General features: G+C 72.1%; 18 protein-coding genes and 2 pseudogenes. 8 read left to right on the top strand and 12 right to left on the bottom strand.

The window, feature by feature from the left end; translation table 11 throughout:
* Nucleotides 1–8 precede the first annotated feature (8 nt).
* Nucleotides 9–175, top strand: a pseudogene (locus HDA41_RS42805) (ABC transporter ATP-binding protein); the annotation flags it as partial.
* A 190-nt stretch (nucleotides 176–365) separates the two neighbouring features.
* Here the strand turns inward: HDA41_RS42805 and pntB are convergent.
* Entirely contained in the window at nucleotides 366–1,817 is a 1,452-nt protein-coding gene (gene pntB, locus HDA41_RS31710; protein ID WP_184990043.1) for a Re/Si-specific NAD(P)(+) transhydrogenase subunit beta, read from the bottom strand.
* 6 nt (nucleotides 1,818–1,823) lie between these two features.
* Nucleotides 1,824–3,377: a Re/Si-specific NAD(P)(+) transhydrogenase subunit alpha gene (locus HDA41_RS31705; protein ID WP_184990033.1), complete on the bottom strand. Its 1,554-nt coding sequence runs from the start codon at nucleotides 3,375–3,377 to the stop codon at nucleotides 1,824–1,826.
* 273 nt (nucleotides 3,378–3,650) lie between these two features.
* Between HDA41_RS31705 and HDA41_RS31700 the strand changes: the two are divergent.
* Nucleotides 3,651–3,868: pseudogene (locus HDA41_RS31700) on the top strand (MFS transporter); the annotation flags it as partial.
* A gap of 19 nt (nucleotides 3,869–3,887) precedes the next feature.
* On the opposite strand, the gene HDA41_RS31695 reads toward HDA41_RS31700, so the two are convergent.
* Genes HDA41_RS31695 through HDA41_RS31675 form a run of 5 tightly spaced genes read right to left on the bottom strand, consistent with a single transcriptional unit; the run spans nucleotide 3,888 to nucleotide 9,141 of the window.
* Nucleotides 3,888–4,214: a hypothetical protein gene (locus HDA41_RS31695; protein WP_184990031.1), complete on the bottom strand. Its 327-nt coding sequence runs from the start codon at nucleotides 4,212–4,214 to the stop codon at nucleotides 3,888–3,890.
* A gap of 20 nt (nucleotides 4,215–4,234) precedes the next feature.
* Nucleotides 4,235–5,896 (bottom strand): glycoside hydrolase family 13 protein, encoded by a 1,662-nt coding sequence (locus HDA41_RS31690; RefSeq protein ID WP_184990029.1) that lies wholly within the window; start codon nucleotides 5,894–5,896, stop codon nucleotides 4,235–4,237.
* Between the two features lie 31 nt (nucleotides 5,897–5,927).
* A complete protein-coding gene (locus HDA41_RS31685) occupies nucleotides 5,928–6,761 on the bottom strand; it encodes a carbohydrate ABC transporter permease (protein ID WP_184990027.1) in 834 nt (277 codons plus the stop codon).
* Nucleotides 6,758–7,825: a carbohydrate ABC transporter permease gene (locus HDA41_RS31680; RefSeq protein WP_184990025.1), complete on the bottom strand. Its 1,068-nt coding sequence runs from the start codon at nucleotides 7,823–7,825 to the stop codon at nucleotides 6,758–6,760. Before HDA41_RS31680 ends, HDA41_RS31685 begins: the two co-directional genes overlap by 4 nt.
* 11 nt (nucleotides 7,826–7,836) lie before the next feature.
* Nucleotides 7,837–9,141, bottom strand: a complete 1,305-nt coding sequence (locus HDA41_RS31675; RefSeq protein ID WP_184990023.1) for an ABC transporter substrate-binding protein — start codon at nucleotides 9,139–9,141, stop codon at nucleotides 7,837–7,839.
* A 314-nt stretch (nucleotides 9,142–9,455) separates the two neighbouring features.
* Between HDA41_RS31675 and HDA41_RS31670 the strand changes: the two genes are divergently transcribed.
* Together HDA41_RS31670 and HDA41_RS31665 are read left to right on the top strand one after the other, a co-directional pair.
* Complete coding sequence (locus tag HDA41_RS31670; protein ID WP_184993901.1) at nucleotides 9,456–10,496, top strand: LacI family DNA-binding transcriptional regulator; 1,041 nt, start codon at nucleotides 9,456–9,458, stop codon at nucleotides 10,494–10,496.
* A gap of 68 nt (nucleotides 10,497–10,564) precedes the next feature.
* A complete protein-coding gene (locus tag HDA41_RS31665; RefSeq protein WP_230299535.1) occupies nucleotides 10,565–11,377 on the top strand; it encodes a class I SAM-dependent methyltransferase in 813 nt (270 codons plus the stop codon).
* Here HDA41_RS31665 and HDA41_RS42390 read toward each other — a convergent pair.
* Nucleotides 11,264–11,851, bottom strand: a complete 588-nt coding sequence (locus HDA41_RS42390) for a Fur family transcriptional regulator (RefSeq protein ID WP_184990021.1) — start codon at nucleotides 11,849–11,851, stop codon at nucleotides 11,264–11,266. The two genes, HDA41_RS31665 and HDA41_RS42390, sit on opposite strands and share 114 nt — an antisense overlap.
* Nucleotides 11,852–12,055: 204 nt before the next feature.
* Between HDA41_RS42390 and HDA41_RS31655 the strand changes: the two genes are divergently transcribed.
* The 4 genes from HDA41_RS31655 to HDA41_RS31640 all read left to right on the top strand — a co-directional run bounded on the left by HDA41_RS31655 (nucleotide 12,056) and on the right by HDA41_RS31640 (nucleotide 16,463).
* Nucleotides 12,056–13,558 (top strand): family 43 glycosylhydrolase, encoded by a 1,503-nt coding sequence (locus HDA41_RS31655; protein ID WP_184990019.1) that lies wholly within the window; start codon nucleotides 12,056–12,058, stop codon nucleotides 13,556–13,558.
* Nucleotides 13,559–13,631: 73 nt separating this feature from the next.
* Nucleotides 13,632–15,047, top strand: a complete 1,416-nt coding sequence (locus HDA41_RS31650; RefSeq protein WP_184993897.1) for a family 43 glycosylhydrolase — start codon at nucleotides 13,632–13,634, stop codon at nucleotides 15,045–15,047.
* 79 nt (nucleotides 15,048–15,126) lie between these two features.
* The gene (locus tag HDA41_RS31645) at nucleotides 15,127–16,035 is read left to right on the top strand and encodes a polysaccharide pyruvyl transferase family protein (RefSeq protein ID WP_184990017.1); all 909 of its coding nucleotides are present in this window, start codon (nucleotides 15,127–15,129) and stop codon (nucleotides 16,033–16,035) included.
* A gap of 107 nt (nucleotides 16,036–16,142) precedes the next feature.
* On the top strand, nucleotides 16,143–16,463 hold the full coding sequence (locus HDA41_RS31640) for a DUF3040 domain-containing protein (RefSeq protein ID WP_184990015.1): 321 nt from the start codon (nucleotides 16,143–16,145) through the stop codon (nucleotides 16,461–16,463).
* A gap of 46 nt (nucleotides 16,464–16,509) precedes the next feature.
* Here HDA41_RS31640 and HDA41_RS31635 read toward each other — a convergent pair whose 3' ends face one another.
* The 4 genes from HDA41_RS31635 to rfaE2 form a co-directional block, all read right to left on the bottom strand.
* Entirely contained in the window at nucleotides 16,510–17,406 is an 897-nt protein-coding gene (locus HDA41_RS31635; protein WP_184990013.1) for a glycosyltransferase family 2 protein, read from the bottom strand.
* Nucleotides 17,403–18,284 (bottom strand): glycosyltransferase family 2 protein, encoded by an 882-nt coding sequence (locus HDA41_RS31630; RefSeq protein WP_184990011.1) that lies wholly within the window; start codon nucleotides 18,282–18,284, stop codon nucleotides 17,403–17,405. The genes HDA41_RS31635 and HDA41_RS31630 overlap by 4 nt, the downstream gene beginning before the upstream one ends.
* Before the next feature lie 13 nt (nucleotides 18,285–18,297).
* Nucleotides 18,298–19,275, bottom strand: a complete 978-nt coding sequence (locus HDA41_RS31625) for a glycosyltransferase family 9 protein (protein ID WP_184990009.1) — start codon at nucleotides 19,273–19,275, stop codon at nucleotides 18,298–18,300.
* 86 nt (nucleotides 19,276–19,361) lie between these two features.
* On the bottom strand, nucleotides 19,362–20,726 hold the full coding sequence (gene rfaE2 / locus HDA41_RS31620; RefSeq protein WP_184990007.1) for a D-glycero-beta-D-manno-heptose 1-phosphate adenylyltransferase: 1,365 nt from the start codon (nucleotides 20,724–20,726) through the stop codon (nucleotides 19,362–19,364).

The raw sequence follows: 20,726 nt of genomic DNA, 5'->3' as shown, positions 1-20,726 counted from the left end.
ACCGGGTCATGAGCACCGTCCTGGCCGGCCACGGCCTCACGAAGAAGTACGCTCCACCGCCGCGCTGGACGGCGTGGACGTCGAGGTCGGCGAGCGGGACTCGCCGGCCCTCATGGGCCCGTCCGGCTCCGGCACGTCCACGCTCCTGCACACCCTGGCCGGCACACCCTGGCCGGGCTCACCCGGCCCGCCGGGGGCCACAACGAGGCGGCCGGCGCCACCGTCGACGGCGCCGGCGCGCTCCGGCTCGCCGTCTGCGTGACCGCCGGCGCGCCGGCGATCCTCGCCGCGACCGGCGGCGACAGGCCGCTGCTGCGCAGGGTGACGGCCGACCCGGCGCAGAGCGCGGACTGAGGTGGCGTCCTTCAGCGCGTGGTGCCGGCCATCTCCCGGACGGGCGTGTCGAGGGCGTCCAGGCTGCGCAGGATGTCCTCCACGCGCTGCTTGGCGTCGCCGAAGAGCATCTGGGTGTTCTCGCGGAAGAACAGCGGGTTCTGCACACCGGCGTACCCGGCGGCCATGGACCGCTTGAAGACGACCACGTCGGCCGCCTCCCACACGTGCAGCACGGGCATCCCGGCGATGGGGCTGGCCGGGTTGTCGGTGGCGGCCGGGTTGACGGTGTCGTTGGCGCCGATGACCAGGACGACCGAGGTACTGGCGAAGTCGTCGTTGATCTCGTCCATTTCCAGGACGATGTCGTACGGCACGTTCGCCTCGGCGAGCAGCACGTTCATGTGCCCGGGCAGCCGGCCGGCGACCGGGTGGATGCCGAAGCGCACCTCGACGCCCCGCTCGCGCAGCTTGCGCGCCAGTTCGGCGACCGGGTACTGGGCCTGGGCGACCGCCATGCCGTAGCCCGGCGTGATGATCACCGAGGAGGCGTCGCGCAGGAGTTCCGCGGTCTCCTCCGCGCTGATCTCCCGGTGCTCCCCGTGCTCGCCGTCGTCGGCCGCCGCGGCCGGCGTCCCGAAGCCGCCCGCGATCACCGAGAGGAAGGAGCGGTTCATCGCCTTGCACATGATGTAGGACAGGTAGGCACCGGAGGAGCCGACCAGCGCGCCGGTGACGATCAGCAGGTTGTTGGCGAGCAGGAAGCCGGAGGCGGCGGCGGCCCAGCCGGAGTAGCTGTTGAGCATGGAGACGACCACCGGCATGTCACCGCCGCCGATGGAGGCGACCAGGTGCGCGCCCAGGGCGAGCGCGATGACGGTGACCGCGATGAGCAGGCCGATGTGGGGGCGTGCCACGAACGCGACGGTGAGCGCGACGAACGCGACCAGGGCGCCCACGTTGAGGACGTGCTTGCCGGGCAGGGTGAGCGGGCGGGAGTTGATGCGTGCCGAGAGCTTCAGGTACGCGACGACCGAGCCCGTGAAGGTGACGGCGCCGATGAACACCCCGATGAACACCTCGGCGTGGTGGATGCCGAGCAGCGAACCGGTGAGCTCCTCACCGCCGTGGCCCCCGGCGTCGACGTCGAGGTAGCCGTTCCAGCCGACGAACGCGGCGGCGAGGCCGACGAGGCTGTGCATGATGGCGATCAGCTCCGGCATGCCGGTCATCTCGACCACCCGGGCCCGCCACAGTCCGATGCCCGCGCCGACGGACGTGGCGACGGCGATCAGCACGAGCCCGGTGGCGGTGACGCTCTCCGAGGCGAGACCGACGGTGGCGGCCAGGGCCACCACCATGCCCGCGATGCCCCAGACGACTCCCGAGCGGGAGGTCCGGTGCTGCGAGAGCCCGGCGAGGCTGAGGATGAACAGCAGCGCGGCGACGACGTAGGCGGCTTCTGAGGCCGTGACTGTGGTCATCCGTGATCAGCCCTTCGAGAACATGCCGAGCATCCGGCGGGTGACGGCGAATCCGCCGAAGATGTTGATGCTCGCCAGCAGGATCGCGGCGAACGACAGCACGGTGACGGCGGTGTTCCCGTGCCCGATCTGGAGCAGCGCGCCGACCACGACGATCCCGGAGATGGCGTTCGTGACCGACATCAGCGGGGTGTGCAGCGCGTGGTGGACGTTACCGATGACGTAGAAGCCGATGACGATGGCCAGCACGAACACCGTGAAGTGGCCGATGAGTTGGCTCGGTGAGAAGGCCGTCACGAGGAACAGCGCGAGCGCCCCCGCACCGACGAGGGCGTACGAGGACCACGCGGGGCGCGCGGGCTTCGCCGGCGGGGCGGAGAGCGCGGCCGGTTCCGTGCCGCCGGCCGGGGCGGGTGCGGCGGACACCTGGACCGGGGGCGGCGGCCAGGTCTCCTCGCCGTCGCGGACCACGGTCATCGACCGCTGCACCACGTCGTCGAAGTCGAGGACGAGACGGCCGTCCTTACCGGGGGTGAGCAGCTTCATCAGGTTGACGACGTTGGTGCCGTACAGCTGCGAGGCCTGGGCCGGGAGCCTGCCGGGCAGGTCGGTGTAGCCGATGATCGTCACGTCGTTGTCGGTGACGACCGCCTTCCCGGCGACCGTGCCCTCGACGTTGCCGCCCTGGGCCGCCGCCATGTCGACGATCACGCTGCCGGGCTTCATCCGCGCGACGTCCTCGGCGGTGATCAGCCTCGGCGCCGGGCGGCCCGGGATGAGGGCGGTGGTGATGACGATGTCGACGTCGGCGGCCTGCTCGGCGTACAGCTGCGCGGCGAGCCGGTCGTAGTCCTCCGAGGTGGCCCGCGCGTAGCCGTCGGTGCTCACCTCCTGCTCGACGCCCACCGTCAGGAACTCCCCGCCCAGCGAGCGGACCTGTTCGGCGACCTCGGGCCGGGGATCGGTGGCGCGGACCACGGCGCCGAGACTGCGGGCGGCGCCGATCGCGGCGAGTCCGGCCACACCGGCACCGGCCACCAGCACCTTGGCGGGCGGCACCTTGCCGGCGGCGGTCACCTGGCCGGTGAAGAAACGGCCGAAGGCGTGCGCGGCCTCGACCACGGCCCGGTATCCGGCGATGTTCGCCATCGAGCTGAGGACGTCCAGGGACTGGGCGCGCGAGATACGCGGCACGGCGTCCATGGCGAGGACGGTGATCGGCCGCCGCGCGAGCTCGTCGACCAGCTCCGGGTGCAGCGCGGGGCCGATGAGCGCGATCAGCGTCGCCCCGTCCCGCAGCCGGCCGATCTCCTCGCTGGAGGGGCCGTTCACCTTGAGCACGATCTCCGCCTGCCACGGGTCGCCGAGCCGGGCTCCGGCCTCCTCGTACGCCGCGTCGGAGAAGCGGGACGAGGCTCCCGCCCCGGGTTCGACCACCACCTCGTATCCGAGCGCGGCGAGTCTCCCCACGGTGGCCGGCGTCGCCGCCACCCTCGTCTCGCCCGCGGTGGACTCGGCGGGTATGCCGATCCGCTGGGGTTCCGATTCCGCTGGGACCATCGTCTGCCTCTCTGTCGTTCGGGGTGCCTGTCCTCCTTGGTGCCCGCATCCTGCACCTTCGACGCGGCATCGGCGGCGGGCCGCGGTCACATGGCCGAGGAGGTGGTCCTCACACCGCCGAGGGGTTGCCGTGAGGCGCATTCGGGGGTAGCGGTGTGCCGGGTGGGGCGGAAGCGACCCTGATACGTAGGGCGACGCCGTGCGCGGACTGACTCCGTGAGCAGCACGCGCCCGGGGGCGGCGTTCTTCGCCCTCGGCGGGCGTCTCGCGGACGACTTCCGGCCGCCCACCGGCACCGGCCCCGCCGCCGACGCGACACGGGACGCCATGAGCGCCGTCCGCATGGACTTCGCCGAGGCCAACCAGTGGGTGTTCAGGGCATGGCCATCGTCCTGCGCATCGGCTTCCTGTGCGCCCTGCGCCACCCGGGCGACCGGGCGGCCACCACGGCGGCGGCGGAGGAGGGCGAGCCGGTCGCGCGGACACGCTGACCGCCGTACGGCGAACTCGTCAGGTGAACAGGTCGGTCGTGCGCTTCTGGATCTCCTGTGGGGTTGGTACTGCTGCGGCTTGGTCGAGCGTGGGCGCCGGGTCGATCACGGCCGGCTCGGTGTACGGCCCCTGCAGTGCCGCACCCCGGGTCCGCCTGTCCGACGAGCACAGGGCGTCCCGGTCGAGGTTCACGAGCAGCTGTGCCCCGCCTGTCGGCAGGGCCAACTCGGCGGAGTGCGCGAAACAGCCCTCGGCATAACCGAGCGCACCGATCAGCGGGGCGAGCGCCGGTGCCGCCGGCCGGACCGTGAGCGAGACGGGACTCTCCTCCGCCGTGCGAGCCATACCTCCACCCTAGGATCTTGCTACACCGTCAGCCACACCGCCTGGTCGGGCCCCAGCACACCGTCCTGAAGCGGTCCGCCTGCCAGGAGCAGCTCGGAGTGTGCGGGCAGCTCGTACGGCTCGGCGGAGAGGTTGACCACGCACACGAAGCCGGGGTCGCGGCTGAAGGCCAGTACCCCCTCGGGGGCGTCCAGCCACGTCATCGTGCCGTCGCCGAGGGCGGGGTGGTCGCGGCGGACGCGCAGGGCCGTGCGGTAGAGCTCCAGCATGGAGGCCGGGTCACCGGTCTGGGCCTCGACACTCAGGCCGGCCCAGCCGGAGGGCTGCGGCAGCCAGGGCTCGGCCGTCGCGTCGTCGGGACTGTAACCGTAGGGGGCCGCCTCGCCCGACCAGGGGATGGGCACACGGCAGCCGTCGCGGCCGCGGTCGGTGTGGCCGGAGCGCTCCCAGATCGGGTCCTGGAGGGCGGATTCGGGCAGGTCCTCGACCTCGGGGAGGCCGAGTTCCTCACCCTGGTAGACGTAGGCGCCGCCGGGCAGGGCGAGCATCAGCAGGGCGGCGGCCCGGGCACGCCGAGTGCCCAGGTCGAGGTCCGGGGCGCCGTCGGGTTCGTAGCGCGCGTTGGCCATCCAGCTCCGCCCGGCGGTACGGCCGTAGCGGCTGGGGTGGCGCATGACGTCGTGGTTGGAGAGGACCCAGGTGGCCGGAGCACCGACCGCGCCGAGCATGGCGAGGGAGTCGTCGATGACGGCCCGCAGGTCCTTGGCGTCCCAACCGCACATGAGGAAGTCGAAGTTGAACGCCGTGTGGAGGCCATCCCGGCGGACGTACGCCGCCAGCCGCTCCGGTGTGTCCGCCCAGGCCTCGGCGACGAAGGAGCGGTCGCCGGGGAACTCGTCGGCGACCTTGCGCCAGGCCCCGTATATCTCGTGCACCTCGTCGCGGTCCCAGTGCGGATGGTCGAGGTGCTGCCGGATCTCGTCCCGGCGGGTGAGCGGGCCCGTCACCGCGGGTTCGGCGCGGGGCGGCAGGTCGGGGAGTTCGGGGTGTTTGATCAGGCCGTGGGCGACGTCGATGCGGAAGCCGTCGACGCCCCGGCTGAACCAGAATCGCAGGATCGACTCGAACTCGGCACGGACTTCCGGGTGTTGCCAGTTGAGGTCGGGCTGCTGGGGTGCGAACAGGTGCAGGTACCAGTCGCCGTCGGGCAGCCGGGTCCAGGCCGGGCCGCCGAAGCAGGAGACCCAGTCGTTCGGGGGTTCGGCGCCGTCCGCTCCGCGGCCGGAGCGGAAGACGTAGCGCCCGCGTTCCGGACTGCCCGGCCCGGCCGCCAACGCCTCCTGGAACCAGGCGTGCTGGTCGGAGGTGTGGTTGGGCACGATGTCGGGGATGACGCGGATGCCGTGCTCGTGGGCTTCGCTGATGAGCTGCTCGGCGTCGGCCAGGGTGCCGAAGCGCGGGTCGATGGCGCGGAAGTCGGCGACGTCGTAGCCGTGGTCGGCCATGGGGGACTCGTACCAGGGGTTGATCCAGATGGCGTCCACGCCGAGGGACTTCAGATAGGGCAGCCGGGAGCGGATGCCGGCGATGTCGCCGACGCCGTCGCCGTTGTCGTCGGCGAAGCTGCGGATGTAGACCTGGTAGATGACGGCGCTGCGCCACCAGGGTGCGGTGAAGGACACGTGCTGTGGCTCCTTGTGCGTGGGGGCGGGTCTACTTGGCCGCGCCGGCCGTGAGCCCGGCGACGATTCGGCGCTGGAAGACCAGCACCATCACGACCAGCGGAATGGTCACCACGACGCCCGCTGCCATCTGGCTGCCGAACGGGGTCTGGTACGTCGTCGCTCCCGAGAACTTGGAGATGGCGACGGTCGCGGTCTGCATGCTGGGCTTGTTGGTCATCGACAGGGCGATGAGGAACTCGTTCCAGGCGGCGATGAAGGTGATGATCGCGGTGGTGAAGATGCCTGGCGCGGCGAGCGGGACGATGACCTTGCGGAAGGCCTGGCCGCGGGTGCAGCCGTCGACCATGGCGGCGTGCTCCAGCTCGTCCGGCATCTGCCGGAAGAACGTGGTCAGGTTCCACACCGCCAGCGGCAGCGTGAAGGACATGCTGGGCACGATCATGGACTGGTAGGTGTTGATCCAGCCGATGTCGGTGAACAGCTTCAGCAGCGGGACGACGATCGAGACCACCGGGAACATGGAGGTGGCGATGATCAGGGTGAGGATCAGCCGCTTGAAGCGGAACTCCAGCCGCGCCATCGCGTACGCGGTGAAGAGGGCCAGCAGGAGCGACATCGCGGTCGTGATCCCGGCGACGATCAGGCTGTTGAGCAGCGCCCTGGTGAAGCCCTGGGCCGGGCTGAACACCGACCGGTAGTTCTCGAACGACAGCGGGGAGGGGAACAGGGAGGTGCTGAAGATGTCGTCCGTGCCACGGAGGCTGGAGACCAGCATCCAGTAGAACGGGGCCAGGCAGTAGGCCACCACCACGGCGATGCCCAGATGGGGCAGCCACTGCCGCCACTTGGCCGCGAGGCTCATGCCGTCACCTCCCGGACGCGGCGCCTTGGCACCCCGACCGCGTGGCTCTTGTGCTTCTTCGTCCCGCCGGCGCCCCCGATGAGGTCGGCGCCGAGCAGCCGGACGAAGGCGAGCGCGACGAGGAAGACATAGAGGAAGAGGAGAACCGCGTACGCGGAGGCGGGTCCGAAGCGGACGTTGGACGCCTCGTTCTGCGCGAGCATCGACAGTGTCTCGACGGAGCCCTTCTGGGCGCCGATGAGGATGTAGGGCAGGTCGAACATCCGCAGTGCGTCCAGGCAGCGGAACAGTACCGCCACCAGCAGCGCGGGCTTCACCAGCGGCAGGGTGATGCGCCAGAACTGCTGGAGGGCGCTCGCCCCGTCGAGCCGGGCCGCCTCGTAGACCTCCTTCGGGATCACCTGGAGGCCGGCCAGGACGAGCAGGCCGATGAAGGGGGCGGTCTTCCACACGTCGGCGATGACGACCGCGATCTTGGCGGAGAAGCCGTCGGCGGTCCACAGGACCTGGTGCCCGAGGAGGACGTTGGCGATCCCGTCGGCGTTGAAGATCCACTTCCAGAGCAGCCCGGAGATGGCCGTGGGGATCGCCCAGGGCACGAGGATGCTGGCCCGCACCACGGATCGGCCCCGGAAGGCCCGGTGCATGATGAGTGCCATGGCGATGCCGATCACGGTTTCCAGCGACACCGTGACGACGGTGAAGAAGGTGGTGTTCCAGAAGGCGTTCCAGAAGCGGTCGCCGGCCTGGGTGAAGATGTCGGTGTAGTTCTTCAGCCCGACGAACGGCTCGGTGTTGCTGATGAATCCGGTCCTGGGGTCCAGTCCCTTGGGCCCGTACAGGGACTCGTCGAGTGCCATGAGCGTCGGGTAGAGCACGACGACCGTCAGCACCAGCAGCGTCGGGGAGACCAGGAGCGCGGCCAGACGGCCGGTGCCCGCGGTGGCCCGGGAGCGTGGGTGACGCCGGGGGCGTTCGGGTGCCGGGGGCCGCCCGGGGCGGCGGCGGGCCGCCGTCCCGGGCTGGTGCGGGGCGGTGTCGGGCGGGATCGCGGTGTCGGCCATGACCCGCGGCCTCACTGTGCCGTCAGCTTCTGAAGGTCCCCCTGGAGGTCCTTCAGCGCCTGTGCGCTGCTCTTCTTGCCGGTGAGCGCGGCGTAGACCTCGTTCTGGATCGCGGCGGTCACGTCGCCGTACTGCACGACGCGCGGGCGCGGCACGGCCTTCGTGATCGACTGCTTGAGGTCGGGCAGGTACGGATACTGCTTGTCCAGCGACGCGTTGTCGTAGAGGTCGGCGTAGGGCGGGGCGAGGGAGGCGTTCTTGAGGAAGTAGGTCGCGCTCTCCTCGCTGGTGAAGAACTTCATGAAGTCCAGCGCCGTGGCCTTGTTCTTGGCGAAGGAGGACAGGGCCAGGTCGGAGCCGCCGAGGCTGGAGGCGCCGGGGCCGGTCAGGCCGGGCAGGGGCGCGACCGCGAACTTGCCCTTGATGGCGCTCTTCTGGGCGAGGGAGTACACGTACGGCCAGTTGTTCAGGAAGATCAGCTTGCCGGCCTGGAACGCCTGGCGGCCGTCCTCCTCCTGGTAGGTGATGGCCTCCTTGGGGATGGTCTTGTCCTTGAAGGAGCGGACGAGGAAGTCCAGGCCCTTCTTGGCCTGCGGGGTGTCGACGTCGGGCTTGCCGCTCGCGTCGACGATCCGGCCGCCGGCGGAGTTCACGGCCTCGGCGAAGTTCACCGTGAGGCCCTCGTACTTCTGGAACTGCCCGGCGTAGCAGGACATGGTCTTGGCCTCGGGCAGCTTCTTGACCTCGGCGCAGTCGGCGGTCATCTGGGCCCAGGTGGTGGGCGGTCGGGTGACGCCGGCCTTCTTCAGCAGGTCGGTGCGGTAGAACAGCAGGCCGCCGTTGGAGCTGGCGGGGACGGCGTAGAGCTTGCCGCGGTACTGGCCGGTCTGCACCACCGGCTGGAGCATCTTGCCGAGCGGGAACTGGTTCGCGGGCAGCGGCTCGATCCACTGGTGGGCGGCGAACTCCGAGGTCCACACGACGTCGGTGGCGAGCACCGTGTAGGCGTCGGACTTCGTCTCCGCGTTCTGGATCATCTGCTGGCGCTGCGAGTCGGCGTCCGTCGGCAGCTGGATGAAGGTGACCTTCTCCTTGGGGTGTGCCTTGTTCCAGCGGGCGATGATCGTCTGGACGGTGCCGGTGGTGTCCTTGCCGGCGACGTAGGTGATGGGGCCGCGGCCCTTGAACGACACCGGTGCGGCCTGCGCGGACTGTCCGGAGCCGCTGCCGCCGGACGAGCCGCAGGCGGTGAGGAGGAGTCCGGCGGCGGCGAGCGCTGCGGAACACTGAATCGCTCTGGCGGTGCTGGTCTTCACTGTCTCTCCTGGTCGTGACGTACCGAAGTCGTGTCTGTTCCCCCGGAATGGATTTGGTCATGAGATTGCGTTGCCACGGCATTCCGCTGATAAAAACAGCAGGTCACTGCGGATAAGAGGCGTCCCTCCGGGGCGACTTCGAACCTGTCGAGACAACGCTTGCACGCTAGGAGCGCCACGTCGGGAAGTCAATGCGTCACACCGTGGTAAGAAGGCAAGAACTCGGTGAGACAGCGCTGTCACCAAGTGCCGTGCACGGCGGTGTTCCTGTGCTAGCGTCCGGGCGCATGCCACCAGGTCAGCGGCACCCCACGATGGCTGACGTCGCCGAACGGGCCGGGGTCTCCACCTCCACGGTCTCGCGCACCCTGCGCGGCCTGTCCACCGTCTCGCCGGAGGTCCGCGCCCGCGTCGAACGGGCCGCCCGGGAGCTGAACTTCGCGGTCTCGCGTCACGCCGCCAGCCTCGTGACGGGCAGGACGTGCAGCGTCGCGGTGCTGGTGCCCACGCTCAGTTCGTGGTTCGTGGGCGCGGCCCTGTCGGGTCTCGCCCTCGTCCTGCGGGCGGCCGGCATGGAACTGACGGTCTATGTGATCCCCGGCATGGCCGAGCGCACGGCGTTCTTCGAGCGTCTCCCCGCGCGGCGCAACGCGGACGCGCTGCTGGTGTTCTCCTTCGACCTCACCGAGGAGGAGACCGCCCGGCTGGACGGCCTCGGCATGCCGGTCGTGTACGTCAGCCAGCACGTCGACGGACGCCCGAGCGTCTACGTCGACGACGTGGCCGGTGCCCTGCGCGGCACCCGGCACCTGCTCAACCTCGGCCACCGCCGGATCGCCTACGTACGGACGGTGGGCACCGGCGGCTTCTCCTTCAGCTCGCAGGAGCGGCTGGTCGGTTACCGGCAGGCGCTGACCGAGGCGGGCCTGCCCCTCGACGACGATCTCGTGGTCGCCACCCCGGCGGGCGACAAGCGCGGCGCCGCCGAGGCGGTCGGCAGGCTGCTGGGGCTGCGGGAGCCGCCCACCGCGGTCTTCGCCGAGCAGGACGAGGTGGCCGTCGCCGTGATCTGGACCCTGCGCGCGACGCGCGTCGAGGTGCCCGGGCAGGTGTCCGTCGTCGGCTTCGACGACCAGCCGGTGGCCCAGTGGTTCGACCTGACCACCGTGGCCCAGTCGCCCTCGGCGATCGGCCGGGAGGCCGGGGAGATGGCGCTGTCGCTCGTCAACGACCCCGGCGGGGACCGCGAACGGCACGTCGTGCTGCCCACCCATGTGATCCCCCGGACCACGACCGCCCCGCCTCCCGCCGCACGGATCGCACCGGAGGAGCTGCCTCAACTTCCCTTGGGATGACGGAAATCGCCGTGCGGCCCCGGGCGCCCTGAACCTAGACTCGGCCGAAAACGAGGGGGCGGTCACGCATGACCACCGGAGAGAACACCGTCGGAGACGTCTTCAGCGCGGGGGCGGAGGAGTTTCACAGCTGGTCCCGGGTGCTGTGGGACCCGGTCGGCGGGGCGACGGCGGACGTGGCCGCCCTGACCGGCGGTGAGTCGGTGCTGGACGCCTGCTGCGGGGCCGGGGCGTCGGCGCTGCCGGCCGCGCGGGCCGTGGGGGCGGCGGGCCGGGTGGACGCCGTGGATCTCGCGGACGGGCTGCTGGCGATCGGGGAGCGCCGGGCGCGCGAGGAGGGCCTGGCGAACATCCGCTTCCACCGCCACGAGGTCACCTCGTGGCCCGTGCCCGGCCCCGGCTACGACGTCGTGCAGTGCGGACTCGGGGTGTTCTTCTTCCCGGACATGGACCGGGACTCCGCCGCGCTGACGCGGATGCTGCGTCCCGGTGGCCGGTTCGTCGTGACGGTCTGGGAGAAGGGCGCGCTCAGCGGCTGGCAGACGGCGCTCCGGGGCGCGGTCCTGACGGAGCGCGACCTGCCCCGCCCGCCACAGATGGAGCAGCTGGCCCGCATCGACACCGCCGACACCCTCGCGGCCTGGCTGACGGACCTCGGCGGCAGCGAACCGCAGGTCGTACAGCGGCGGTTCGACGCCCCGCTGTCCCCGGAGACGGGCTGGGAACTGGCCACCGGCAGCGGGGCGCGCCGCATGCTGGACGGGCTGTCACCGGCCGCCGTCGAGCGGGTTCGGGCCGAGTTCACCGCCCGGCTCACCGCGGACTCGGTCACCGACCTCGACGTACGCGTCCTGACGGGCACCGCCCGCTTCCCCGGCTGACCGGCCGGCCGGGCGGGGCGGCGGGCAGGACGCCGTGACCGGCCCGCGCCCGCAAGGGCCGCAGACGCCGCTCAGTTCGAGGGTGTGCTCCAGTTCCGTGAAGCCCGTGGTCTCGGCGAGCCGGGCGGCCCACTCCTCGACCGTCTCCGCGTCCACGGGCCGGCTGCGGCCGCAGCGGCGGCAGATGAGGTAGTGGCGGTGCTCTCCGGCCGGCCGCCCCAGGTAGAGCCGCTCGCCGCCCTCGTCGCGTACGACGTCGACCAACCCGGCGCGGTCCAGTTCGCGCAGGGTGCGGTAGACGGTGGTGAGCCCGACGGTGCTGCCGGAGTCGGCCAGCAGCGCGTGCAGTTCCCGCGCGGAGACGAACTCGTGGCAGCGGCCCAGGGTGTCGAGCACGGCCCGGCGCTGCCACGTGCTGCGCAGCCCCGGCGTGTGGATGCGCTCCACGGCCGGGCTCTCCTCCGCTTCGCCCACCACTGGACTCCCTGCTCGACCGGCGCGTCCGTCGGCACACCATGCTAGGTGAACATGGTTTTCACGTCGATGACCGCCCCGGCCTGCCTCGCATGTCACACCTGCGCAAACCGTTGACGGGGGTAAGAGCCCCACTTATCTTCTGATCGAATTCACGAACTGCGTTCGAAATGACGGACATAGACTCGGATAGAGGCGGCTCGGATGCTCCGGACTCCCCCTGCGGCCAAGCGCCGCGGTCCCCTGCTCGTCTGCGTGCTCGCCCTGCTCCTCGCCCTCGCGGGGGCGACGCTGCCGGCGTCCGCGGCGGACGGGCGCCCCTACACCAACCCGCTCAAGTCGGCCAAGGGTGCCGACCCCTGGCTGACGTACCACGAGGGCGACTACTACCTGATCACCACGACGTTCACCGGCGTCCTCGCGATGCGGAAGTCGCCGACCCTGGCCGGGCTCGCCACCGCGCCCAGCGTCCAGGTGTGGTCGGACACCACCGCGACCCGCAACACCAACATCTGGGCGCCGGAGATCCACTTCCTGAACGGCCGCTGGTACCTCTACTACTCCGCCGGCCGGAGCGGCGTGGCCTGTTGCGACTCGCAGCGCACCCATGTCCTGGAGAGCGCCGGTTCCGACCCGATGGGCCCCTACACCTACAAGGGGTCGCTGACCGGGTCGAACCTCACGCCGGGCGGCTGGCTGATCGACGCGAGTGTGCTCCAGGCGAACGGGCGGCTGTACCTCGTCGGAAGCGGCTTCGTGAACGGCGGTACGCAGAGCCTGGTCATCGCGCCGATGAGCAATCCGTACACCCTCGCGAGCAGCACCTTCACCGTCGTCTCCAGCCCGACGCTGAGCTGGGAGCGGTCCGGGTCCCCCGTCAACGAAGCGCCCGAGCCGCTCTACCGGAACGGCCGCACCTTCCTCACGTACAGCGCGAGTTCCTGCCAGACGGCCGACTACAAGCTCGGCCTGCTCGAGCTCACCGGCGCCGACCCGCTGAACCCGGCGTCCTGGACGAAGAAGCAGACACCGGTCTTCCAGCGCGACGACGCGGCCGGTGTGTACGGCCCCGGGCACAACGGCTTCTTCACCTCGCCCGACGGCACCGAGAACTGGATCGTCTACCACGCCAACTCCGCGGCGAACGGCGGCTGTGGCAACGCCCGCACCACCCGCGCCCAGAAGTTCACCTGGAACGCCGACGGCACGCCGAACTTCGGCACACCCGTCCCCCTCGGCAGCACACGCCCCGGCCCGTCCGGAGAAACGGCCGCGACTCCGACGGCGTACACCCTCGTCAACCGCAACAGCGGCAAGTGCCTGGACGTGGCGGGCGGCAGCAGCACCGACGGCGCGAACGTCTTCCAGTGGAGCTGCACCGGCGGCGCCAACCAGAAATGGAAGGTCGAGGACCTGGGCGACGACACCAGCCGGCTGGTCAACGTGGCCACCGGCAAGGTGCTGGACACCGCCGAGTGCTCCGCCGCCGACGGCGCCGACCTGCGGCAGTGGTCCTGGCTGAACAACAACTGCCAGCGCTTCCGGCTGGTGTTCACCGCGAGCGGTGATCACGTCCGGATCGTCAACGAGAGCACCGGCAAGGTCGCCGACGTGGCGGACTGCGGCACGGCGAACGGGACCGACGTACGGCAGTGGACCTGGCTGAACAACAACTGCCAGCAGTGGAAGCTCGTCCCCACCACCTGACCACCTGATCACTCCCCTTCTGATCCGGAGAACTCCCTTGAGACGTAAGAGACGCAATGCTCTGCGGCTGCTCCTGGCCGTCCTCGTCGCCCTCGCGACCTGCCTCACGGGCGCGCCCGCGCAGGCCGCCGTGCCCGACTCCCCCGGCGTCACGTACACCAACCCGATCGCGGAGAAGCGGGCCGACCCGCACATCTTCAAGCACACCGACGGCTACTACTACTTCACCGCGACCGTCCCCGAGTACGACCGCATCGTGCTGCGCCGGGCCACCACCATCCAGGGGCTGAAGTCGGCCTCCGAGACGACCATCTGGACCAAGCACGCCAGTGGCGTGATGGGGGCCCACATCTGGGCGCCGGAGATCCACTTCATCGACGGCAAGTGGTACGTGTACTTCGCGGCGGGCGCCACGAACGACATATGGGCGATCCGCATGTACGTCCTGGAGGGCACGGGCGCCAACCCGCTCACCGCCACCTGGACCGAGAAGGGGCAGATCAAGACCCAGTGGGAGAGCTTCTCCCTGGACGCCACCACGTTCGTCGTGAACGGCGTGCGCTACCTGGCCTGGGCCCAGCGCGACCCGTCCGTGAACAACAACACCGACGTCTACCTCGCGAGGATGGCCAACCCCTGGACGATCACCGGCACCCCGGTGATGCTGTCGCGGCCCACCTACTCCTGGGAGACCGTCGGCTTCAAGGTCAACGAGGGCCCGGCGGTCATCCAGCGCGGCGGCAAGGTGTTCATGACGTACTCCGCCAGCGCCACCGACAGCAACTACTGCCTGGGCATGCTCACCGCCTCCGCGAGCGCGAACCTGCTCAGCCAGGCGTCCTGGAGCAAGAGCCCCACCCCGGTGTTCGCCAGCAGCGCCGCGACCAGCCAGTACGGTCCGGGCCACAACTCCTTCACCGTCTCCGAGGACGGGAAGAGCGACATCCTCGTCTACCACGACCGCAGCTACAAGGACATCAGCGGCGACCCGCTCAACGACCCCAACCGCCGCACCCGTGTGCAGAAGGTCTACTGGAACGCCGACGGCACCCCGAACTTCGGCATCCCCGTGGCCGACGGCGTCACCCCGCAGCGCTTCTCCTCGTACAACTTCCCGGACCGGTTCATCCGCCACTACGACTACCGGGCCCGGATCGAGGCGAACGTCACCAAGCTCGCCGACTCGCAGTTCCGGGTCGTGCCCGGACTGGCCGGCAGCGGCACCGTCTCGCTGGAGTCGGCCAACCTCCCCGGCTACTACCTGCGGCACAAGAACTTCGAGGTGTGGCTGGAGAGGAACGACGGCAGCGCGCAGTTCGCGTCCGACGCCACCTTCCACCGGCGCGCCGGGCTGGCCGACTCGGCGGGCGTCTCGTACGAGTCGTACAACTACCCGGGGCGATACGTCCGACACTGGGAGTACCTGCTGAACGTGCAGGCGGTGAGCACGGCGACCGACCGGGCGGACGCCACTTTCTACGCCCAGTGACCACAGGACATTCGCCCGTAATGCCCTGATTGTCTTCCCGATGGGCGGGCACTCAGGGCATGTGCACACACAAGACGGCATGCGACCGCGCAAGGTTCTGCTGACCGGGTGGTTCAGCTTCCGGGACGGGGAGGCGACCGCCGGGGACGTGCTGGCCCTGCGCCGGGTGGAGGACGTACTGCTCGGCACGGGCATCCCCTACGACGTCGCCTGGAGTCCCGGCTTCCGTCCCGAGGCACTGCATCTGGACCGGCTGTGGCCGGGGGACTACTCCCACCTGGTGTTCGTGTGCGGCCCGCTGCACGGGCCGCAGATCGAGGAGCTGCACCGGCGGTTCGCGCACTGTGTGCGGATCGCCGTCGGCACCTCGGTGATCGACCCCGCCAGCCCGGCCGTGACCGGCTTCCACCGGGTGCTGCCCCGGGACGCGCCGGACAGCGAGCCGGTGGAGGACCTCGCGGCCCGCGCCCCGGACGCGCCCGCCCGGCCGGTCGTCGGGGTGATCCTGACGCACGGGCAGCACGAGTACGGGGAGCTGCGGCGGCACGGACAGGTCGCCGAGGAGGTGACGCGCTGGCTGGCCGGGAAGGACTGCGGCCGGCTGGAGCTGGAGACGCGGCTCGACACACACGACTGGCATCTCAGTGCCACCCCCGCACAGCTCCAGTCCGTCCTGGCCCGGCTGGACCTCGTCGTCACCGACCGGCTGCACGGGCTGGTCATCGCGCTGCGGGTCGGCACCCCGGTGCTGGCCGTCGACCCGGTCGAAGGCGGCGCGAAGATGACCGCGCAGGCCCGGGCCTGCGGCTGGCCCGCACTGGTGCCCGCCGAGCGGCTGGACGTGCGGCAGTTGGACCGCTGGTGGGACTGGTGTCTGACCGGCGGCCGGGTCACCGCCCGGCAGATCCGTGACGGATTCCGTGAAGGCACCGTGCCGGACAGCGCGGACCGGCTCGTCGAGGCGCTGGCACGGCCCGTCCCCGGTTAACGCCGGGGCCTCACGGGGCACCCGCTTCTCAATCCCCGCTGTACGTCCCCCGCCGCACGTCCCCCTCGGGACGCAGGACGGTCCGGCCGCCCGGAAGGAGAAAGCGCGTGTCCATCGGCCGACTTCCCGAGAACGAGCAGCGCATCCTCGACGAGATGGAACGCGCGCTGCGCCGCGACCGCCGCCTCGACCGCCGGCTGCGCACCCTGCGCCTGAGCCGCCGCCCCGACCCCGCCCGGCTGCTGGCCCGCCTCGGCTCCTACCGCCCCCGCGGCTGGACCGTCGCGGTGCTGCTCGCGGTGTCGGTCGGGCTGATGGTGGCCGGGATCGTCACCTCCGAACCGGGGGTGATCTGGGCGTTCGCCGTCCTGTGGCCGCCGACGCTGTTCGCCGTGTTCCGGCTGATGTGCCGGTGGTGCGAGGGCTGATCGTCCGCCTGATCCGAGGACCGGCCCCGCATCCGCCGGTGCGGGTTCAGCCCGTGTAGCGGCGGGCCTTCGAGGCGCGCTGGGCCGGTTCCAGCAGGCGCAGGCGGGACTCGACCTCGTGCGGGAGGACGCGGCGTTCGCGCAGGACCCACGGCAGGGCGGCCGCCGCTTCGGCGAAGGCGCGCAGGGACGCGGTGTCGCGCGGCACCGTGCGGGCCAGGTTCACGGTCCGGCGCAGGGCGGGGCCGGCCGGGCGGCGCAGCCAGGTGAACCACAGGGTGTTGCGGATGCCGTGGGACCGGCGCAGGGTGGCGTCCCGGGCCACGGACGGGTGGTGGTGCACCACCAGGTGGTCGGCGTACGTCAGCCACCAGCCGTCGGCCGCCAGGTCCGCGGCGAGCAGCTCCTCCTCGCCGCCCAGCCACAGCCGCGGATGGAAACCGCCCGCCGTCCGGAACGCGTCGGTGCGCAGCACGGTCGCGGCGGCCAGGAACGAGCCGAGGGCCGGTCCGGGCAGCCAATCGGGCCCGGGGACGGGCGAGTCGCGCAGTTCCTCGACGATGGGGTCGTCGGTGCCGTCCGGTTCGACGACGATCCGGGCCGTGACCGAGCCCAGCGCCGGATGCCGGTCGAGCAGATCGGCGGCCCCGGTCAGCGAGCCCGGCGCCCACCAGGAGTCGTCGTCGCAGAAGGCGACGTACGGCGTACTGACCTGCCGGATCGCCAGGTTGCGGCCCACGGCGCCGAGGTTGCGGCCGGGCCGCAGCAGCCGGACCCACGGGTGATGACGGGCGACGGCGCCGGCTGTGCCGTCCGTGGAGCCGTTGTCGGTGACGATCACCGGTGGGTTCTCGGGCAGTGCGGCCAGACGGTCGAGCGTGCGCAGCAGTTCCCGGCGCCGGTTGTGGGTGATGACGACGACGGTGGTACGGCTGTCGGTCATGCGGCGGCTCCCTCCAGCAGGCGCGCGGCCCGCTCGACGTGCGGCGGCAGGGGTTTGCGGGCGCGCAGGGCGGCGGGCAGCCGGGCCAGCGTCCCGCGCAGGGCCTGCCGGGCGTGGTCGTCGTGCCGGGCCTCGGCGGCGAGAGCTCCGGTGCGGGCGAGCGCGTAGGGCACGGGCCGGCGCAGCCAGGCGGTGAGGAGTTCGTTGCGCCGCTGGACGACCGGGCGGCCGGTGCGCGGCGAGGGCGCGGGGTGGTGATGGGCGACGACGTCCGGACAGTGGGTGACACCCCAGCCGCGGGCGGCCATGTCGTAGGCGAGGAGGGTCTCCTCGCCGCCGAAGAACAGCAGCCGGTGGAAGCCGCCCGCGTCGAGGTAGGCGCTGCGGCGGACCACGGAGGCGCAGGCGAGGAAGCCCAGGACCTGGGTGCCGGGCAGGTCGGCGGCCTGCCCGAGGGGCGAGGCGGCGAGCACCTCGTTGAGCGGGTCGGGGTCCGCGCCGGGGCCGACGAGGGTGCGGGCGGCGATGAGGCCGAGCCGCGGATGCTCCTGGAACAGGCGGGCTGCCCTGGTCAGGGCGCCGGGCGCCCACCAGGAGTCGTCGTCGCTGAACGCCACGTAGGGGGTGTCCAGGGCACGGGCACCGTGGTTGCGCGCCAGGGCGCCGTGGTTGAACGGCAGCGCCAGGACCTGGACCTGTGGAAAGTCGCGGGCGAGCATGACGCGTGTGTCGTCGGTGGAGGCGTTGTCCGCGACGAGGATCCGGGGTCGTTCGGGGAGGGCGACGAGGTGGCTCAGGGCCTCGGCGAGGGCGGCGCAGCGGTTGCGGGTGGCGATGACGATGCCGACGGGCGTGGCGTCCGGGTACGGGATGGTCATCGTGCGGTGCCCCTCACGGGTGTCGGATGCCGGGAAGTTCGTCGACGGCGCGCAGGACGTCGTCGGGGGTGATGCGCAGCAGCGCGGGATCGGGATGGCGGCCGTGCGGGTCGCCTTCCGGGCCGTACCACAGCGCGCGGTGGCGCGGGCCGGGCGGCGGGCCCCAGCGGCTCGGTGCGACCGGGCCGAAGAGGGTGACGGAGCGCGTGGCGTGGGCAACGGCGAGGTGGGCGATGCCGGTGTCGCCGCTGATCACGGCGTACGCGTCCGCCACGAGCGCGGACAGCCGGCCGAACGGGAGGCCGCCGCCGAACACGTCGGTGTCGGGCAGGCCGGCCTGCTTGGCGAGCCGGGCCACGAGGTCGCCCTCATCGGCGCCGCCGGTCACGACGACCCGCAGGCCCCGGGCGCGCAGCTCGTCCGCGACGGCCGCGTACCGCTCGACGGGCCAGCAGCGGGCGGGGGACCCGGCGCCGGGATGCAGCACGACCGCGCCGGGTGCCGGCGAGGCGGTGTGCGGGCGGGGCAGGCGCAGGTCGCCCGGGTCGGCGTCGATGCCGTACGCCTGGAGCAGCCGGCACCAGCGGTCGCGTTCGTGCTCCTCCGCGTACCAGGGCGGGCCGTCGATCTCGGGCGTGTCCGGGTGGGCGAAGGCGAGCAGCTTCAGCGGGCGCAGCCCCATGAGCAGGCGGTGGCTGGGCGGTCCGTTGCCGTGCAGGTCGACGGCGACGTCCGGGGGCGGACCGCTCCAGTCGAGCGCGTGCGGCACGCCCCGCCCCGGCGCGGAGGCGGGCAGCAGCCGGTCCACGGCCCCCGTCGCCTCCGTGACCGGCGCCAGTTCGGCGGGCGCGGCCAGGACGAGTTCGTGGTTCGGGTAGGCCCGCCGCAGGGCGCGCAGGGCGGGGACACCGGCGAGGAGGTCGCCGAGGCCCAGGGCGCGCAGGACGAGGAGGCGAGGGGTCGTCGGTTCAGGTGCCGTGTCCGGTGTCATGTCAGCAGACTGCCGTGTGCCCTCTGCGTCTGCCGCCGCAGCCGCGCTCATCGGGTGCCGTCCTGGTACCTGCCTCGCACCGCCGGTCATCGTGCTCCTTCCGCCGCCCGTGCCATGAGGGCCGTCGAGGAGCGGCCGTCCAGGTAGGGCAGGAGGACCGCCTGGCCGCCCCACTCCTGGAGGAGGGCGGCTTCGGGCAGGTCGGCGGCCGCGTAGTCGCCGCCCTTGACCCAGACGTCGGGGCGCAGGTCGCCCAGGAGCCGCTCGGGGGTGTCCTCGTCGAAGACGGCGACCGCGTCGACGCAGGCCAGCGCGCGCAGGACCCGGACCCGGTCGGCGAGCGGGTTGACCGGGCGGCCACCGCCCTTGCGGCGCCGTACCGACTCGTCGGAGTTGACGCACACCACGAGGCAGTCGCCGAGCCGCCGGGCGGCCTGGAGCAGGCCGACGTGTCCGGCGTGCAGCAGGTCGAAGCAGCCGCCGGCGGCGACGACCGTGCCGTGGGCGGCGCGGACCCGGGCGGCCAGGGCGTGCGGGTCGTCATCGTGGGGCGGGGGTGCCGGTTCGGCGTCCGCGCTCGGTACCGCGGCCGCGCCGCCCGCGGCGACGAACCCTGTCGCGGCGGCGACGGCGCCCTCGACGGCTTCGGCGACCAGGACACCGTCGGCGAGCAGCCCAGCGGCCGTCGCGGCGAACCGGTCGCCGGCTCCGCAGCTGTCGCCGGGGTGGGTGGCGGGCGCGGGGACGAGCAGCGGGTGCTCACCGTAGGACAGCAGGGCGCCGCGGGCGCCGAGGGTGACCGCGACGGCGGCGGCCCGCCAGTGCCGTACCAGGGCGGCGGCGTCGCGGGCGGCGGCGTGCAGGTCCCGGCGCGCGGTGCCGTCCTGTGGGGCGAGGGCGTGGGCCTCCTTCTCGGCCGGTGTCACCAGCCGGGTGCCGGGCACGGGCGGACCGCCGCGCGGGTGCGGGTCCCAGACCAGTGGCGGGCTGGCGGCGAGGACGTCGCGGAGGGCGTCGGCGGTGCCGCGGCCGTAGTCGGAGACCAGGACGGCGGACGCGGAGCGGACGGCTTCGCGGGCGGCGTCCGTGGCCTCGCGGGTGCGGCCCGCGCCGCGGTCCAGACGGACCACCGGGCGGTCCTGCGCGAGGACGCGGGTCTTCTCGGACAGGGGGCCGGTCAGGGGCAGCGGGACGAGGGTGAGCCAGGGTTCCAGGAGGCGGCGCAGTGCGCGGCTGGCCGGGTCGTCGCCCACCCCCGCCACCAGCGTGACGTCGCGGCCGTCGCGGGCCGCGAGGTAGGCGGCGAGTGCCGCGCCGCCGGGCCGGGTCCGCTCCCCGCAGTCGTCGACGACCGGCACGGGCGCGTCGGGCGCGAGCCGTTCGGCGCGGCCGGTCACGTCCCGGTCCAGCAGCGCGTCACCGACGACGACGAGCGGTGCCTTGCCGTTCAT

This window comes from Streptomyces caelestis, assembly GCF_014205255.1.
In the GTDB taxonomy this organism is placed as follows: Bacteria; Actinomycetota; Actinomycetes; order Streptomycetales; family Streptomycetaceae; genus Streptomyces; species Streptomyces caelestis.
The sequence above is the reverse complement of the archived record's forward strand: the minus strand, read 5'-3'. Positions and strand labels throughout refer to the sequence as shown.

Excerpts from the sequence above, each read along its gene's own strand:
- HDA41_RS31645 (WP_184990017.1), top strand. The coding sequence starts at position 15,127 with ATGCGACCGCGCAAGGTTCTGCTGACCGGGTGGTTCAGCTTCCGGGAC.
- rfaE2 (WP_184990007.1), bottom strand. The coding sequence starts at position 20,726 with ATGAACGGCAAGGCACCGCTCGTCGTCGTCGGTGACGCGCTGCTGGAC.
- HDA41_RS31630 (WP_184990011.1), bottom strand. The coding sequence starts at position 18,284 with ATGACCATCCCGTACCCGGACGCCACGCCCGTCGGCATCGTCATCGCC.
- pntB (WP_184990043.1), bottom strand. The coding sequence starts at position 1,817 with ATGACCACAGTCACGGCCTCAGAAGCCGCCTACGTCGTCGCCGCGCTG.
- HDA41_RS31685 (WP_184990027.1), bottom strand. The coding sequence starts at position 6,761 with ATGAGCCTCGCGGCCAAGTGGCGGCAGTGGCTGCCCCATCTGGGCATC.
- HDA41_RS31665 (WP_230299535.1), top strand. The coding sequence starts at position 10,565 with ATGACCACCGGAGAGAACACCGTCGGAGACGTCTTCAGCGCGGGGGCG.
- HDA41_RS31670 (WP_184993901.1), top strand. The coding sequence starts at position 9,456 with ATGGCTGACGTCGCCGAACGGGCCGGGGTCTCCACCTCCACGGTCTCG.
- HDA41_RS31695 (WP_184990031.1), bottom strand. The coding sequence starts at position 4,214 with ATGGCTCGCACGGCGGAGGAGAGTCCCGTCTCGCTCACGGTCCGGCCG.
- HDA41_RS31680 (WP_184990025.1), bottom strand. The coding sequence starts at position 7,825 with ATGGCCGACACCGCGATCCCGCCCGACACCGCCCCGCACCAGCCCGGG.
- HDA41_RS31705 (WP_184990033.1), bottom strand. The coding sequence starts at position 3,377 with ATGGTCCCAGCGGAATCGGAACCCCAGCGGATCGGCATACCCGCCGAG.
- HDA41_RS31625 (WP_184990009.1), bottom strand. The coding sequence starts at position 19,275 with ATGACACCGGACACGGCACCTGAACCGACGACCCCTCGCCTCCTCGTC.
- HDA41_RS31655 (WP_184990019.1), top strand. The coding sequence starts at position 12,056 with ATGCTCCGGACTCCCCCTGCGGCCAAGCGCCGCGGTCCCCTGCTCGTC.
- HDA41_RS31635 (WP_184990013.1), bottom strand. The coding sequence starts at position 17,406 with ATGACCGACAGCCGTACCACCGTCGTCGTCATCACCCACAACCGGCGC.